This window comes from Neobacillus niacini (assembly GCF_036961885.1).
Taxonomy (GTDB): domain Bacteria; phylum Bacillota; class Bacilli; order Bacillales; family Cytobacillaceae; genus Neobacillus; species Neobacillus niacini_H.
Window position 1 is genome coordinate 21,688 of record NZ_JBALNQ010000059.1, and the last position, 16,174, is coordinate 37,861.

Annotated in this window: 16 protein-coding genes, 1 rRNA gene and 1 riboswitch; of the genes, 2 read left to right on the forward strand and 15 right to left on the reverse strand. The window is 41.2% G+C overall.

Annotated elements, in window-relative coordinates; all coding sequences use genetic code 11:
- Positions 1 to 80: 80 nt before the first annotated feature.
- Positions 81 to 377: a YgaP family membrane protein gene (locus V7124_RS21565; protein WP_335408748.1), complete on the forward strand. Its 297-nt coding sequence runs from the start codon at positions 81 to 83 to the stop codon at positions 375 to 377.
- A 57-nt stretch (positions 378 to 434) separates the two neighbouring features.
- Here V7124_RS21565 and purD read toward each other — a convergent pair whose 3' ends face one another.
- The 14 genes from purD to V7124_RS21635 form a co-directional block, all read right to left on the reverse strand.
- The gene (gene purD / locus V7124_RS21570) at positions 435 to 1,706 is read right to left on the reverse strand and encodes a phosphoribosylamine--glycine ligase (protein WP_335493287.1); all 1,272 of its coding nucleotides are present in this window, start codon (positions 1,704 to 1,706) and stop codon (positions 435 to 437) included.
- Positions 1,707 to 1,721: 15 nt separating this feature from the next.
- Positions 1,722 to 3,260, reverse strand: a complete 1,539-nt coding sequence (gene purH / locus V7124_RS21575; RefSeq protein WP_335493289.1) for a bifunctional phosphoribosylaminoimidazolecarboxamide formyltransferase/IMP cyclohydrolase — start codon at positions 3,258 to 3,260, stop codon at positions 1,722 to 1,724.
- Complete coding sequence (gene purN, locus V7124_RS21580; protein ID WP_335493291.1) at positions 3,235 to 3,837, reverse strand: phosphoribosylglycinamide formyltransferase; 603 nt, start codon at positions 3,835 to 3,837, stop codon at positions 3,235 to 3,237. The genes purH and purN overlap by 26 nt, the downstream gene beginning before the upstream one ends.
- A complete protein-coding gene (gene purM / locus V7124_RS21585; RefSeq protein WP_335493293.1) occupies positions 3,834 to 4,859 on the reverse strand; it encodes a phosphoribosylformylglycinamidine cyclo-ligase in 1,026 nt (341 codons plus the stop codon). Before purM ends, purN begins: the two co-directional genes overlap by 4 nt.
- Before the next feature lie 11 nt (positions 4,860 to 4,870).
- Complete coding sequence (gene purF, locus V7124_RS21590; RefSeq protein WP_335408524.1) at positions 4,871 to 6,277, reverse strand: amidophosphoribosyltransferase; 1,407 nt, start codon at positions 6,275 to 6,277, stop codon at positions 4,871 to 4,873.
- Positions 6,253 to 8,481, reverse strand: coding sequence for a phosphoribosylformylglycinamidine synthase subunit PurL (gene purL / locus V7124_RS21595; RefSeq protein ID WP_335493295.1), 2,229 nt, complete (start codon positions 8,479 to 8,481; stop codon positions 6,253 to 6,255). Before purL ends, purF begins: the two co-directional genes overlap by 25 nt.
- Positions 8,465 to 9,148 carry a phosphoribosylformylglycinamidine synthase subunit PurQ gene (gene purQ, locus V7124_RS21600; protein ID WP_335493297.1) on the reverse strand — a complete coding sequence of 228 codons (684 nt, stop codon included), beginning with the start codon at positions 9,146 to 9,148 and terminating at the stop codon, positions 8,465 to 8,467. The genes purL and purQ overlap by 17 nt, the downstream gene beginning before the upstream one ends.
- On the reverse strand, positions 9,145 to 9,399 hold the full coding sequence (gene purS / locus V7124_RS21605) for a phosphoribosylformylglycinamidine synthase subunit PurS (RefSeq protein WP_335493299.1): 255 nt from the start codon (positions 9,397 to 9,399) through the stop codon (positions 9,145 to 9,147). Before purS ends, purQ begins: the two co-directional genes overlap by 4 nt.
- Entirely contained in the window at positions 9,392 to 10,105 is a 714-nt protein-coding gene (gene purC, locus V7124_RS21610) for a phosphoribosylaminoimidazolesuccinocarboxamide synthase (protein ID WP_335493301.1), read from the reverse strand. Before purC ends, purS begins: the two co-directional genes overlap by 8 nt.
- A 269-nt stretch (positions 10,106 to 10,374) precedes the next feature.
- Positions 10,375 to 11,673 carry an adenylosuccinate lyase gene (gene purB, locus V7124_RS21615; RefSeq protein ID WP_335493303.1) on the reverse strand — a complete coding sequence of 433 codons (1,299 nt, stop codon included), beginning with the start codon at positions 11,671 to 11,673 and terminating at the stop codon, positions 10,375 to 10,377.
- The gene (gene purK / locus V7124_RS21620; protein ID WP_335493306.1) at positions 11,670 to 12,824 is read right to left on the reverse strand and encodes a 5-(carboxyamino)imidazole ribonucleotide synthase; all 1,155 of its coding nucleotides are present in this window, start codon (positions 12,822 to 12,824) and stop codon (positions 11,670 to 11,672) included. Before purK ends, purB begins: the two co-directional genes overlap by 4 nt.
- Positions 12,811 to 13,299 (reverse strand): 5-(carboxyamino)imidazole ribonucleotide mutase, encoded by a 489-nt coding sequence (purE, locus tag V7124_RS21625; RefSeq protein WP_335408511.1) that lies wholly within the window; start codon positions 13,297 to 13,299, stop codon positions 12,811 to 12,813. The genes purK and purE overlap by 14 nt, the downstream gene beginning before the upstream one ends.
- A 132-nt stretch (positions 13,300 to 13,431) precedes the next feature.
- Positions 13,432 to 13,533, reverse strand: a riboswitch (purine riboswitch).
- An 85-nt stretch (positions 13,534 to 13,618) separates the two neighbouring features.
- On the reverse strand, positions 13,619 to 13,819 hold the full coding sequence (locus V7124_RS21630) for an NETI motif-containing protein (RefSeq protein WP_335408509.1): 201 nt from the start codon (positions 13,817 to 13,819) through the stop codon (positions 13,619 to 13,621).
- Complete coding sequence (locus V7124_RS21635; RefSeq protein WP_335408507.1) at positions 13,816 to 14,358, reverse strand: DUF2179 domain-containing protein; 543 nt, start codon at positions 14,356 to 14,358, stop codon at positions 13,816 to 13,818. Before V7124_RS21635 ends, V7124_RS21630 begins: the two co-directional genes overlap by 4 nt.
- 251 nt (positions 14,359 to 14,609) lie before the next feature.
- Here V7124_RS21635 and V7124_RS21640 point away from each other — a divergent pair, with 251 nt between their 5' ends.
- On the forward strand, positions 14,610 to 15,830 hold the full coding sequence (locus V7124_RS21640) for a TolB family protein (protein WP_335493308.1): 1,221 nt from the start codon (positions 14,610 to 14,612) through the stop codon (positions 15,828 to 15,830).
- Between the two features lie 81 nt (positions 15,831 to 15,911).
- On the opposite strand, the gene rrf is transcribed toward V7124_RS21640, so the two are convergent.
- A 5S ribosomal RNA gene (gene rrf / locus V7124_RS21645) occupies positions 15,912 to 16,027 on the reverse strand.
- Positions 16,028 to 16,174 lie beyond the last annotated feature (147 nt).

The window sequence follows — 16,174 nt, forward strand, 5'->3', positions numbered from 1 at the left end:
CTTATACTATCATATTTTACTGTTTAAAGCATTAAAGAATGGTTAAAAATTGTAAACAATTTGTGAAGGAGTGAACAATGTTGAACATTACTAAAAATATTGGGATTTTGAATGCTTTAATTAGGATTACCATTGGGCTTACTGTTCTTTCTTGGAGTACCGCTAAAATGGTGAAATTTCCATGGAGAGATTCTTATTTGTTCATTGCCATTTGTGGTGCGATGAAGGTTGCAGAGGGAATTGTTCGTTTTTGCCCTGTGACTGCGCTTTATGAAAGATATCAAGAGATGGAGCAGCAGCAGCAAAAAGCTCCAGAACATAGCGGTGAAGCAACGAATAACGATATCGACCAGGTGTTGCCCTATAATCCGTCATAATGTTACAGGCATGAAGGCAAAGTAAGGACTGACCATCTACGGTCAGCCCTTGCCAATCTAACTGAGGACGCGCCCGATTGCCTTCGAGCCGATATCCTTGCGATAAAAAACTCCGTCACATGATAGTTTTTCAAGCTCGCGGTAAACCGTATCTTGCGCATCCCTTAAACTCTCAGCTTTTGCTCCAACTAAGAGAACCCTGCCCCCAGCCGTAACAAATTCACCAAGCTGATCTTTCTTTGTTCCCGCATGGAAGGTATAGACTTCCTCAGAAAAATCGCCTAAACCTTTAAGAACAGCACCTTTTTCATAAGTTTCTGGATACCCTGTGGCTGCCACAACAACCCCAATCATTGCTTGCGTATCCCAAACCAATTCCGGTGTCTTACCAGCTAACACATCCAAAACCGTCTGCACGAAATCAGATTTTAACCTTGGTAAAATCACTTGTGTTTCCGGGTCGCCAAATCGGGCATTAAACTCAATTACCCTTGGCCCCCTATCCGTTGCAATCAAACCTGCATATAGAATTCCACAAAAGCTTCTTCCCTCTTGAACCATTGCTTTGGCAGCAGGCTTAAGAATGGTTTCTATCGCCACTTCAACAACTTCACTGCCAATATGAGGCACAGGAGAGTAAGCACCCATTCCGCCTGTATTTGGACCGTTATCACCATCAAAGGCACGTTTATGATCCTGAGCGATTTCAAGCGGAATCACGGTTTCCCCATTCACAAATGCCATCAGAGAAAATTCCTCACCCGCTAAAAACTCCTCAATAACCACTCGTGCCGAAGCGTCACCAAATTTTTGGCCAACGAGCATTTCTTCTGCACTCTGCAGCGCTTCTTCCTTCGTCAAGGCAACCGTAACACCTTTTCCAGCTGCTAATCCATCTGCCTTAATGACGATGGGAGCGCCTTTTTCTTCAATATATTGCTTTGCTTCTTCATAGTTAGTAAAAACACCATATTCAGCAGTAGGAATCCCATACTTTCTCATGATTTCCTTAGCAAACGACTTGCTGCCTTCAATTTCAGCTGCCAATCCGCTTGGACCAAACACAGCTAAACCTGCATCATTAAATTTATCTGCTAACCCTTCAAGCAAAGGTACTTCTGGTCCGATGATTGTTAGACCAACACCCTGTTCCTTCGCAAATTGAATAAGTTGTTCATGATTACTTTCCTCAATTGAAACACGTTCTGCGATACCTTCCATTCCGGCATTACCAGGAGCAACAAATACATTTTTAACCAGGGTGCTTTCACTTACCTTTTTGCAAAGTGCATGTTCTCTTCCGCCTCGACCAATAATTAGAACCTTCACTCATCTCACCTCGTTTTAGTGTTTAAAATGTCTTACTCCGGTGAACACCATAGCAATCCCATATTCATCCGCTTTTTTGATGGAATCCTCGTCGCGAATCGAACCGCCTGGCTGAATGATTGCGGTAATTCCTGCTTTGGCTGCTGCTTCCACGGTATCATCCATTGGGAAAAAGGCATCTGAGGCGAGCGCTGCACCTGCTGCTTTTTCACCCGCTTGTTTTAAGGCAATTTCAGCGGCACCTACCCTATTCATTTGTCCCGCACCAATTCCAATCGTCATATCCTCTTTCGTTACAACGATTGCATTGGATTTAACATGTTTTACAACCTTCCAGCCTAGCTTTAATGCTGCCCACTCTTGCTCGGTCGGTTGTCTTTTTGTTGGAACAGTAATTTTAGCATTTTCTAATGTGTAGCGGTCCTGTTCCTGTGCAAGTAATCCGCCCTCAATTGTTGTCAGTTTCATCTCTGGTTTCTTCGCACTTGAAAAGGGAATCGTTAATAAACGAAGATTCTTTTTCGATGTTAAAATCACTAATGCCTCCTCTGAAAAGGATGGCGCAATGATGATTTCTAAGAAAATTTCATGAAGCTTGCTTGCTGTTTGTGCATCCACTTCTTTATTAAAGGCAATAATTCCGCCGAAAATGGATACAGGGTCAGCAGCAAATGCTTTTTCAAAAGCATCAAAACTAGTTTTTCCGGTACCGATTCCACAAGGATTCATATGCTTTACAGCAACTGCTGCAGGTTCAGTAAATTCTTTCACAATCTGCAAGGCAGCATCCGCATCATTAATATTATTATAGGAAAGCTCTTTCCCATGAAGCTGTTCTGCATATGCAATCGAGAAATTGGAGCCTAGTGGTTTTTTATAAAATGCAGCTTTTTGATGTGGATTTTCCCCGTAACGGAGCGACTGCTTTAGCTCATATGTAACGGTTAATTTTTCAGGTGTTTCTTCCTGAGCGAGTTCTGTCATGTATTCTGCAATTAAAGCGTCATATGCAGCTGTGTGACGGAAAACCTTTGCCGCTAGCTTTCTACGTGTTTCCAACGTCGTTTTACCATCTGCTTTTAATTCCTCAATCACCTTATTATAGTCAATTGGGTCGACGACTACCGTTACATATTGGTGATTTTTAGCTGAAGCTCGTAACATTGCTGGGCCGCCGATATCAATATTCTCAATCGCATCCTCTGCCGTTACATCGGGCTTTTCAATCGTTTGCTGAAAAGGATAAAGATTAACACATACAATTTGAATCGGATCAATGTTGTGCTCCTCAAGCTGTTTTTGGTGCTGATCATCATCGTGTTTTGCAAGTAAGCCACCGTGAATAAACGGATTTAACGTTTTTACACGTCCTTCTAATATTTCTGGAAAGCCGGTTACGTCACTTACGCCGAGAACAGGAATGCCTTGTTCTTGAAGTGCTTTTTTCGTTCCGCCTGTTGAAATAATTTCAAACCCTAAGCTGACTAACTCTTTCGCAAAATCAGAAATACCATTTTTATCAGAAACACTAATAAGTGCGCGTTTTTTCGTCACGTTGAACTTCCCCTCTCGTTAACAGCATTTGCAGAATAGATGGATAAAGCTTATGCTCGATATTTTGTATTTTCCGCTGCAGACTTTCTTTTGTTTCCTTCTCACTAATACGGACACGCTCCTGGACAATGACCGGACCGGTGTCCATTCCTTCATCGACATAATGGATGGTTACTCCAGTCCACTTCGCTTTTGAAGCCAATGCCTGGCCAATTGCATCTTTACCAGGAAAAGCAGGCAGAAGAGAAGGATGGATATTTACTATCCTTCCAGAATACTCACTAAGCAAGGTTGGACCTAATAGTCTCATGTAACCTGCAAGTGCAATAAATTCCACACCATAATTCAATAATTTCTCTATAATGACTTTCTCATATGCTTCTTTAGTGCTATATTCCTTTGGGTTAAAAGAAAAAGTCGGGATATGGGCGGCATTTGCCCGTTCTACTGCAAATGCTCCTGGATTATCACAAACAAGAAGAGCTATATCCGCTTCAAGCTCTCCAGTTTGTAACATATCAATAATCGCTTGAAAGTTGCTGCCATTCCCTGAGGCAAAAACAGCAATTTTTTTCATCGACGACCACCAAATGCAATTCCCTCTTCTGCTGTAACCACACCAATTTCAAAGGGAGTTTCTCCACATTCTTGTAAATGAGCCATTAGGTCTGCTGCGTTTTCTCTATCAATGGCAATCACCATACCGATACCCATGTTAAAAATGTTATACATCTCCTGTTGGTCGATTTGTCCAACCGTAGTGATTAGATTAAAGATTGGCGGGATATCCCAGCTTTTTTCATAAATCTTTGCCCCAAGTCCACTAGGCAGCATCCGAGGAATATTTTCGATAAAACCGCCGCCAGTAATGTGCGCCATCCCTTTAATTTCGAATTTTTTCAAGGCTGATAGAATTGGTTTCACATAGATTTTTGTTGGCTTTAGTAACTCTTCTCCCAAACTGCTGCCGAGCTCGTCAACATATTCCGTTAACGACCAATTATTGAAAACATTTCTTACCAGTGAATAACCATTGCTGTGAATTCCACTGGAAGCCAATCCAATCAGCACATCTCCAGGCTTGATCGTTTCACCTGTGATTAATTGCGATTTTTCACAGGCTCCAACGGTGAATCCCGCTAAATCGTACTCATTTTCATTGTATAATCCAGGCATTTCAGCTGTTTCTCCGCCAATCAGCGCACATCCTGCCTGCTCACAGCCATCACTAATCCCCTTAACAATTGCCTCTATCTTTTCTGGAACGGCTTTTCCGCATGCAATGTAATCTAAAAAGAACAAAGGCTCTGCCCCTTGAACAACAATATCATTGACACACATCGCCACTGCATCGATCCCAATCGTTTCATGCTGATCCATCCAAAAAGCAATCATCAGCTTGGTGCCAACTCCGTCTGTTCCTGAGACAAGAACAGGCTCTTTCAGGTTAAGAGAAGATAGGTCAAACATTCCGCCGAATCCACCTAACCCGCCAATCACACCAGCCCGGGCTGTTTTTTGTACATGCTTTTTCATTCTTTCAACGGCCTCGTAACCCGCTTCGATGTTTACCCCTGCCTGCTTATAAGCGTTCGCCATGATGGTCCCCCTTACTTTTGATAATAATATTGGAGTGTATCTGGATAAATTTCCGTTGGATAATTTCCTGTAAAGCAGCCAAGACAAAAACCATTTGTTCCTTCGGTTTTGACAATGGCTCCTACCATACCCTCTGCACTTAGGAATGTTAAAGAATCGGCACCGATCAACTGTCTAATCTCTTCCACTGATTTATCTGAAGCGATTAATTCTTCCTTTGATGATGTATCAATCCCATAGAAACAAGGGTTTTTAATGGGAGGGGAGCTGATGACAACATGCACCTCGGTCGCTCCTGCCTCTTTCAACAACCTGACAATTCGTCTGCTCGTTGTCCCTCGGACAATCGAGTCATCGACCATAACAACACGTTTTCCTTCCACCACACCACGAACAGCAGACAGCTTCATTTTTACCCCTTGCTCCCGTAAAGATTGGGTTGGCTGAATAAACGTTCTGCCTACATATTTATTTTTAATTAAACCCATCTCGTAGGGAATACCCGTTGCTTCAGCATAGCCAATCGCTGCCGAGATACTAGAATCTGGAACACCCGTGACCACGTCCGCTTCGATTGGTGCTTCTACCGCCAATCTTTTTCCCATATTCTTACGGGCTGTATGAACATTAATCCCCTGGATGTTACTATCAGGTCTTGAAAAATAAATATATTCCATCGCACAGATCGACTTTGTTGAATTGAAAGCGAATTGTTCTGAGGTAATTCCATCTTTGTTAATAATCAATAATTCTCCCGGTCTAATATCACGGATATATTCCGCACCAATGACATCAAACGCACAGGTTTCAGAAGCGACCACATAGGCGTCTCCTAAACATGCCAGCGATAAAGGTCTTAACCCATGAGGATCTAAAGCAACCATAAGCTCATTCTCGGTCAGAATTAAGTAGGCGTATGCTCCTTTTAACATCGAAAGTGCATTTTTGACTTGATCCTTAATCTGGGAAAAACCGCTTCTTCTAATTAAATGGGCTAATACTTCTGTATCAGAGCTTGTTTGAAAAATACTTCCCTGTGTTTCCAGCTGATGCTTTAAGTAATTGGCATTTACTAGATTCCCATTATGGGCTAGGGCAAGACTTCCCGTTTGCGAATGGAACAGCAACGGCTGGACATTTTCATACCCGCCGCCACCTGCTGTTGCATAACGAACATGCCCAACCGCAGAGGTTCCTTTTAATTCTTCCATTACATTCGCTGTAAAAATCTCTGAAACTAGCCCTTCACCCTTAACCACTCTAAGTTTTTCCCCATTGGATACCACAATACCCGTGCCCTCTTGACCGCGATGCTGCAGACTGTGAAGTCCATAATAGGTAAGCTGTGCGGAATCGGGATGTCCCCAGACACCAAACACTCCGCACTCTTCATTTAATCCCTTGATTTCAGCAAGCATGGAATAGCTCCTTTCCAGGCATCCTTCAATTGGTGTACAGAAGCTTCTACTACTGTATCTGTTTCAGATAAAACTTTTAACGTCCCTGTTTCGTTTACTTCACCGATTAATTGTGCAGCTACTAAACTTTCAAACTTTGCTTGATGTTCCTTTTTCACCGACAATAGAAAACGAGATTGCGATTCACTAAATAGTGCAGAAACCGGGTTTCCAGTGATGGTTACTTCCGCTCCTAGCTGGCCGTTATCAAAAAGACTTTCGGCAATGGCCACTGCTAATCCGCCTTCTGATAGATCATGTGCAGATTGAACCAATCCAGCACGTATTGCTGCTAATACTTGTTTCTGACTTTCTTTTTCAACTTCAATATTTAATTCCGGAGCTTTACCAAAAACTTTTCCATGAACTAGTTTTTGAAGTTCACTGCCTCCGAACTCATCTTTTGTTTCCCCAACTAAATAGATAAGGTCGCCATTATTTTTAAATGACTGTGTTGTAATATGATCAATATCGGTTACCAATCCAACCATTCCAATAACTGGCGTTGGATAGATGGCGGTACCGCTTGTTTCGTTATATAACGATACATTTCCGCCAATGACTGGTGTTTCAAGTACACGACAAGCTTCACTAATTCCATCCGCTGCTTTTTCAATCTGCCAGAATACTTCTGGTTTTTCTGGATTTCCAAAATTGAGGTTATCGGTAATCGCTAATGGTTCCGCACCAGAGCAGACAATATTACGTGCTGCTTCAGCAACAGCAATTTTCCCACCCACTTCAGGGTCTAAATACACATAGCGTGAATTGCAGTCTGTCGTCATTGCTAATGCCTTACGTGTGCCGCGAATCCGAACTACCGCTGCATCTGAACCTGGAGACACGACTGTATTCGTGCGCACCATATAGTCATATTGCTCATAAACCCATTCCTTGCTCGCGATAGTCGGCTGACTTAATAGCTTAACAAGCGTTTCTTTAAGGTCGGAAATCTGTGGAACCTCCTGCTCCATTGCCTGAAACTCTTCATAATAAGCAGGCACCTTGGATGGTTTGTGATAGACAGGTGCATCTTCAGCTAAAGCATCTACTGGTACATCCGCAACCACTTCACCGTTATGAAGCAAGCGAAGCTTTTTATCATCGGTTACAGTACCGATTGCCACTGCTTCTAAATCGTATTTAGAGAAGAGCTCGTTAATTTCTTGCTCTCTACCTTTTTTAATAACAATCAACATCCGCTCCTGGGATTCTGAAAGCATCATTTCATAAGCTGTCATACCCGTTTCCCTTTGTGGAACAAGATCTAGGTTCATTTCAATGCCCATTCCAGCTTTACTTGCCATTTCTGCTGATGAACTTGTTAATCCCGCTGCACCCATATCCTGAATTCCTACTAGCGCATCGGAATGGATAAGCTCGAGACAGGCTTCTAGTAAAAGCTTTTCCATGAATGGGTCCCCAACCTGTACCGCTGGACGGTTCTCATCCGATTGCTCGGTCAATTCTTCAGAAGCAAAGGTTGCACCATGAATTCCATCACGCCCTGTTTTTGCACCAACATACATAACCGTATTGCCAACACCCTGCGCAAGGCCTTTTTTGATATCTTTATGGTCAATTAACCCAACACACATCGCATTCACTAATGGATTGCCGTCATAACTTGATTCGAATTGAATTTCACCACCGACAGTCGGGATTCCGATACAGTTTCCGTAGCCTGCAATTCCTGCTACCACTTCTTTGAATAAGTAGCGTACCCTTGCAGATTCATCCAGTTCTCCGAAACGAAGTGAGTTTAATAGTGCGATCGGACGAGCTCCCATTGAAAAAATATCACGGATGATACCGCCCACACCTGTTGCTGCACCTTGATAGGGTTCAATCGCTGATGGATGGTTATGACTTTCAATTTTAAAAACAACCGCCTGCTGGTCGCCAATATCGACGATCCCTGCACCTTCTCCCGGTCCTTGTAGAACTTTTTCACCTGTAATCGGAAATTTCTTTAATACTGGCTTAGAGTTTTTATAGCTACAATGCTCTGACCACATAACGGAGAAAAGGCCAGTTTCGGTGTAATTCGGTGTCCGGCCAAGAATGTTTTCTACGAGCGTAAATTCTTCATCGGATAGGCCCATTTGCTGATAAAGTTTTTCTGACTTTACTTGATCTGGTCTTGGTTCATGCTTTAACAACATTTGCTTCCCTCCAGCTTCTTACAATCGATTGAAATAATTTTAAGCCATCTGCGCTGCCAAGCAGCTCATCAACGGCTCTTTCAGGGTGTGGCATCATTCCTAGAACGTTCCCTTTTTCATTGATGATTCCAGCGATATCTTCTAAGCTTCCGTTCGGGTTATCTTGGTAAGTAAAAACGATTTGGTTATTCGCTTTTAGCTTAGCGAGTGTTTCCTCATCACAATAGTAATTGCCTTCACCGTGAGCGACAGGGATTGAAATGGTTTCTCCTTGAGCATAGGCTGTAGAAAACATACTCTGATTGTTTGCTACCGTTAAGTTAACAGGTTTACAGATAAACGATAGACTTTCATTACGTTTCATTGCTCCAGGCAGTAATCCTGCTTCAAGCAAAATCTGAAATCCGTTGCAGACACCAAGAATCGGTTTCCCAGCTTCTGCTGCCTTTACGACTGCTTGCATGACCTTACTAAAACGTGCAATGGCTCCTGTACGTAAGTAATCGCCGTATGAAAAGCCACCAGGCAGTAAAATTCCGTCAAACTCATCTAAGTTCTCAGTGTCATGCCAAACATATTCAACCTGCTCACCAAGTTCATCCTTAATCGCATGGTACATATCGATATCACAGTTAGACCCTGGAAAAACGATGACTGCAAACTTCACTGAGGAACACACTCCTCTACTTCATAACGGTAGTCTTCAATAACTGGATTGGCGAGAAGCTTGCTGCAAATTTCGTTAATGACTTCATCAAGGTCGCGCTCTGATTTTTCTACTGTTAGTTCCATATATTTACCGATTCGAACATCGGATACTTCCGGATAATTTAATGAATGGAGTGAATGCGTTACTGCCTTACCTTGTGGGTCTAATACACTTTCTCTTAACGTGACATATACTTTTACCTTATACATGCTGTTTTCCCCCTAATCTGGCTAAAATGGTTTCATAGGCTTCTGTTAAACTACCGAGGTCCCGACGGAATACATCCTTATCGAGCTTTTCATTTGTCTTTTTGTCCCATAATCTGCATGTGTCTGGTGAAATCTCATCCGCTAACAAGATTTCTCCTTCAACATCCTTACCAAACTCTAGTTTGAAATCGATTAAATTAATGCCTAACTCATTAATAAATCTTGATAAAACTGTATTAATTTTTAATGCTTTCTCTTTTAAAGTTTCTAGTTCCTCACTTGTTGCTACGTTCAATTCGTAAACATGGTCAGTGGTTAGTAATGGATCGCCAAGCTCATCATTTTTTAAATAAAACTCGACCAGTGGCTTTGATAGCTCTTTACCTTCTTCGATACCTAAGCGCTTTGCAAAACTTCCTGCAGCCACATTCCGAACGACAACTTCAAGAGGTATTATCACTACTTTTTTTACCAGCTGCTCTGTTTCTGAAAGTCTTTTGATGAAATGTGACTCAATTCCCTGTTCTTTAAGTTTTAAAAATAGCAAACTAGTAATCTCGTTATTTAAACGTCCTTTTCCCGTGATATCTGCCTTCTTTTGCCCGTTGAAAGCCGTAGCCGAATCCTTATATTCAATTAAAACCGTTTGTTCATCATCTGTTTTAAAAATTCGCTTTGCTTTTCCTTCATACAAAAGCTCTCTCATAAAGAATGCCTCCTAAATTGCAAATATTGGGAATTTTTAGGCAAGTTTTAATCAATGAAAATCGTATGAGTGACCTCTTTTTGATTTTCTTTGGATTCTGGTCACTCATCGCCCTCCTGAGTGACCACTTTTTTGATTTTCTTTGGATTCTGGTCACTCATCGCCTTCATGAGTGACCACTTTTCTGATTTTCATTGGATTCTGGTCACTCATCGCCTTCATGAGTGACCACTTTTACGTTTCTTCATTGATAGCGGGCACTAAAATTCCTAGTCGTTCAACCCTAACCGATCAAAGATGGTATCAACGTGCTGCAGATGATAGTTGTAATTGAAGCAGTCTGCAATTTCCTCAGCAGAAAGGAATTTCGTTATTTTTTCTTCTCCTTCAACTAAGATGCGGAATGGCACTTGATTTTCCCATGATTCCGCTGTTTTTGGCTGAACCGTATCATATGCCTCTTCACGTGATAATCCCTTATCAATCAAAGCGAGCAAGACACGCTGCGAATAAATTAATCCTAGCGTCCGGTCCATGTTACGTTTCATGTTTTCCGGATATACCGTTAGGTTTTTAATGATGTTGCCGAAACGGTTTAACATGTAGTTCAAGGCAATTGTTGCATCTGGTAAAATGATCCGCTCTGCAGAAGAGTGTGAAATATCGCGCTCATGCCATAGTGGAACATTTTCGTATGCTGTCATCATATAGCCGCGAATCACCCGTGCTAAACCCGTCATATTTTCAGATCCAATTGGATTTCGTTTATGCGGCATCGCAGAAGATCCTTTTTGACCTTTTGCAAAAAACTCTTCTACTTCACGCGTTTCACTTTTTTGTAATCCGCGAACTTCCACGGCGAACTTTTCTATAGAAGTCGCTATTAAAGCGATCGTTGACATATAGTGTGCATGGCGGTCGCGCTGCAAGGTTTGGGTTGAGATTGGTGCTGGCTGGGTACCCAGTTTCTCACACACATATTGTTCAACAAACGGGTTGATATTTGCGTACGTTCCTACAGCTCCGGAAATTTTCCCAAACTCAACGCCAGTAGCAGCCTGATTAAAACGTTCCAAGTTACGTTTCATTTCTTCGTACCATAGAGCGAGCTTTAAGCCGAAAGTTGTTGGTTCCGCATGAACACCATGTGTACGCCCCATCATGACCGTAAACTTATGTTCGATTGCTTTGTTCTTAAGGATTTCAATAAAGTTTTCAAGGTCCTTCCGGATAATCGCATTGGCCTGTTTTAATACGTAAGATAGTGCGGTATCAACCACATCCGTTGAAGTTAAACCGTAATGCACCCACTTGCGTTCATCTCCTAATGTCTCGGATACTGCGCGTGTAAAAGCAACCACATCATGTCTAGTTTCCTCTTCAATTTCTTTAATCCGGTCAATATTAAAGGATGCATTTTCACGAAGCTTCTTTACGTCCTCTTTTGGAATTTCACCTAACTCTGCCCATGCTTCACATGCAAGAATTTCAACTTCCAACCAGGCTTTAAAGCGGTTTTCATCCGTCCAAATCGCACCCATTTCAGGTCTTGTATAACGATCAATCATCTTTTGGCCTCCAAACTTTTTTCTTCCCAAATGTTACTGTTACTCACTTCTTCAAGGGCTGTATCAACAGAATTACATAGAATCGTTACATGCCCCATCTTTCTTTTTAATTTTGCCTCTTCTTTACCATATAAATGAACTTTCCAATCTGGTACGGTAGTTAATTTTTCTAACACGTTTTGAACATGCTCTCCTAATATATTAACCATCACCGCAGGCTTTAATAGCTCTGTCTTACCAAGGGGCAGGTTACACACTGCCCTGATATGCTGTTCGAATTGTGATGTTTCACAAGCTTCAATTGTATAGTGTCCGGTATTATGCGGTCTTGGTGCAAGCTCATTTATATAAATCCTATCATCTTCCGTTAAAAACATTTCTACAGCCAGTGTACCAACTAACTCAAAAGTATCGACCAGCTGTGTGGCTGCCTGAATTGCCTTTTCCTCTGCCCATTTACTAATCCTAGCTGGAGCAATGGTTTGATGGAGTATATTGTCGCGATGAATATTTTCTCCAACCGGAAATACGGCTGTTTCTCCATTGGAATTTCTAATAATAATGACTGAAATTTCTTTCGTAAAAGAAATCCATTTTTCTAAAATGCATTGTCCGTTTTCAAGAAGTACTTGAGCCTTTTCAATATCCTGTTGATTTTTAAGAACTGCTTGCCCTTTTCCGTCATAACCGCCTCGTGCTGTTTTCAATACAACGGGGAAGCCAAGTCGTTCACAATTTTCATTGAGGTCACTCAGCGAATTGATTACCGCATAAGGTGCCACCTGGACAACGGCGTTTTCAATTGCCTGTTTTTCTTTTACTCGGTCCTGCGTAATTTCAAGTAAGTTCTTCCCCTGTGGCACATATGCTTGATCACAAAGCCATTCAAGTGCTGCAGCATCAATATTTTCAAATTCATACGTAATCACGTCACTTACTTCAGCTAGTTGGCTAATTGCGGCTAGATCATCATAGTTGCCGATAATCTTATAATCAGCCACCTGGCCGCAAGGAGAATCCTCTACAGGGTCCAATACAGCAATTCGATACCCCATTGCTTTCGCTGCCAGAGCCATCATTCTTCCAAGCTGGCCGCCGCCAATAATTCCAATCGTTTGTCCTGGAAAAATAGTATTATTAGACAAGCTCATCACTACTTTCTATTGCCGCTATTTTTGCTTCATGACGTACGTTCTCAAGCCGCCCCGCAAGTTTCAAGTCATTTACTGCTACAATTTGAGCAGCGAGTAACCCGGCATTCGTTGCTCCTGCTTTGCCAATTGCCACCGTTGCGACTGGGATTCCAGCAGGCATTTGCACGATGGATAATAGTGAATCAAGTCCATTCAATGCCTTCGATTGAACAGGAACACCGATAACTGGCAATGTTGTCTTTGCCGCAACCATACCTGGCAGGTGAGCAGCTCCTCCTGCACCAGCAATAATTACCTGAATTCCTCTTACTCTAGCATTTTCAGCAAATTCAAACATCAAATCAGGAGTGCGGTGGGCTGAAACCACCTTTTTTTCATACGGAACCTCTAACCGGTCAAGGATTTCACAGGTATGCTTCATCGTTTCCCAATCTGATTTGCTCCCCATTATTACCGCCACAATCGGATTCATGTTCTCTCCCCTAACTTTACCAATATAAAAAGCCCAAAACAGACACTTCCCCAATTTCATGAAATGAGAGAAAGCAGTCTGTCCGGGCTGAAATCGGCACGGTAAAATACCCTGAAACGAGTTTACGCTTCCGGCATTTCCACTTCCCCTCATAGTCCAATCATTTACGGTCATTGGGTAGATACTTATGGGCCATATTCCCATTATTATACGAGGGTGTTGCGTTATTATTCTTTTGACACCTTTATATTAACAATTTAAGCGGGTAAAGGTCAATAAAAACGAACGATTTTATTTATTTAAAATCAAACGTTCGCTTTTAATCAATACTGACTCCTTCAAATACAATCTGCCTTCCAATGGGTTCATAGACTGTTTCCTTCCCATTAATTACCTCATGAAATATCGGTTTTTCCGTCCGGCGTATCGGGACATATCCCTGCCTTTTCATTCGCTCTAAACAAGCATCAATGCTTTCATTTTCTTGAACCTCAAATTGCATTTTCTTCTTTTTGCTCATGAAAACAATTTCCCTCTTTTCACAGATTTCACCCAAAAGCCGCCATGGATTGCCTTCGGTTCAAAAGAGATAATAAACGCCTTCGGATCTAAACCTTTTATCGTATCGTATAATTTTAGTTCGAATTTTCTAGGTGTCAAGATTTGCAAAGCCATTCGATCGCCCTCGAGCCCATGTGCCGCCCAATCTGTCACCCCAAATCCCTTTTCTCTTAAGACTTTAGGCAGATCCTTATCATATTCTTTTGTGATTACATTCACCGTAATATAGCCTAGAGCTAGTTTTTCCTCAATTTTCATCCCGACAATCACACCGATTCCATAGCCAACGGCATACGCAATCAAATTTTGAATTTCATTAAGATTATTTAGAACAAGACCAAGACCTAGTACGTAAATCACTACTTCAATCATACTAAGTGACGCCGCTAAATATCTCTGACCCTTTAATGTTAAGATCATCCTTATCGTAAAAAAAGAAACATACACAATATTTATGACCAATATAATCGCAACCATGGCGAAGCTATTTTCTAACATACATTCTCCTCTTTCTAATTTGACTTTTTACTATGATTACCTTTCCCATCTAAATGATAATGGTATCACTTTTTTGCGGGGAATCAAAAAGAAACAGGCTAGGTTGGTAACAGTTTTCCAACCTAGCCTTTAATTTAGATTAATGTTTTTTTCAAATAAGTTTTTTATCCTCTTCTACGATAAAAATTTTCAACATATTATTCTCCTTTTTTTGGGAACTATAAAAAAAAGATTTTAGGCGGGTGATTTTATTGAAAAAAATGCTATTGCTCATTTTTTTAATTTTTACCTTACTTCCATTGGTTAGTAATGCTGCTCCAAAAGAAAATATAAAGGCAGCCTTTGTTAAAAACAATAATTTATGGATAAAAATAATGGATAACGAGATAAAAATTACCGATACAGGTTATGTTAGGTATCCAAAGTGGTCATTCGATGGCAGTTGGCTGGGATATTTGAAGGGGGCCAAGGAAGGGGATATTATGGATCTCTGGCTCTACAGTATAGAGAGCAAAAGACATTTTAAAGTTAAGGAAAACGTTGGTCCTAATTTCCAATGGTCACCTTCCGAAAATACGATTGGATTCCAAATCATAAAAAATTTATTTATCTTAAATACCAGCCAATTAGGTAAATTTATACCGGTCGCAAAAAATATAGAAAACTTTTCTTGGCTGCCGGCTGGCAATGGTTTGCTCTTTTCTTCTAAAAAAAGTGCCGACCTTCGTTCAGATATTATTTTATCAAAAGTTATCTTTAAAAAAAATAATATGCCTATAATTAACCCCTTTTATACAATTAGCCTCAGCAAAAATGAGATATGGGCTTCAACAAGCGAATTCAAATGGTCTAACGATAAGAAGTGGATTAGCTTTTTATTACTACCTACTGCCTCCTTATCTGCCGACGTAAACACTTTAAGTATACTTTCATCGGATGGAAAGGCTTTTCATAGGGTTGACGAAATGCTAAGGGAAGACACCTGGTTCCAATGGGCTCCATATAAAGGGTTGCTTGGATATATAAGCGGTGTCGGACGAGAAGCAACAATTAATAAAAGGTTTCAGGTTTTAAAAGTCCCAACATTGAAAAAAATAATATTTACACCAAAGGGTTTTGTAGATCGGGATTTAACTTGGCAAAATAATCGAACCGTTTATGTTTCACGTTCAAAGGAAAATGGTTCGACTGACTTGGAACAAACTGCAATGCCTAGTCTATATAAAATTAGTCTATCGGGGAATAAGCAACCCCAAATAACTTTTCCTTCTGAAAAAGATGGGGACTTTCGACCACAAATTATTAAGAATAACTTAATTTGGATTAGAACTGATCGGAAGAATGCAAATGTGATGGTTTCTCCTACCTATCAAATGCAAGAAACGGTTTGGATTAAAAACATAAGCATGGGAAGCTCCTACTATGAAAAATGGAGTTGGGATGAGGTGTTTAGTTTGTATGAGGGGAGATAAGGGGAGCGTTTAGGATGTACGGGCACAGATTAGCATAACAATACAAAAAAGCACAACCCTCATCAGGTTGTGCTTCGTTTTGCCCGGCAACGTCCTACTCTCACAGGGACAAAGTCCCAACTACCATCGGCGCAAAGAAGCTTAACTTCCGTGTTCGGTATGGGAACGGGTGTGACCTTCTTGCCATAGTTACCAGACCTGCTACATTGAATTTTCTTCCTTGCGGGTCTGCGACGAGTGAACGTAATCTTCCTCGAATATGCTTTGCCGAAGGAGCAGTCTTTCAATGCGATATGACTCAGAATACTCTGTCTAAATAGTATTCTTTGTTGAGGTATCATTCC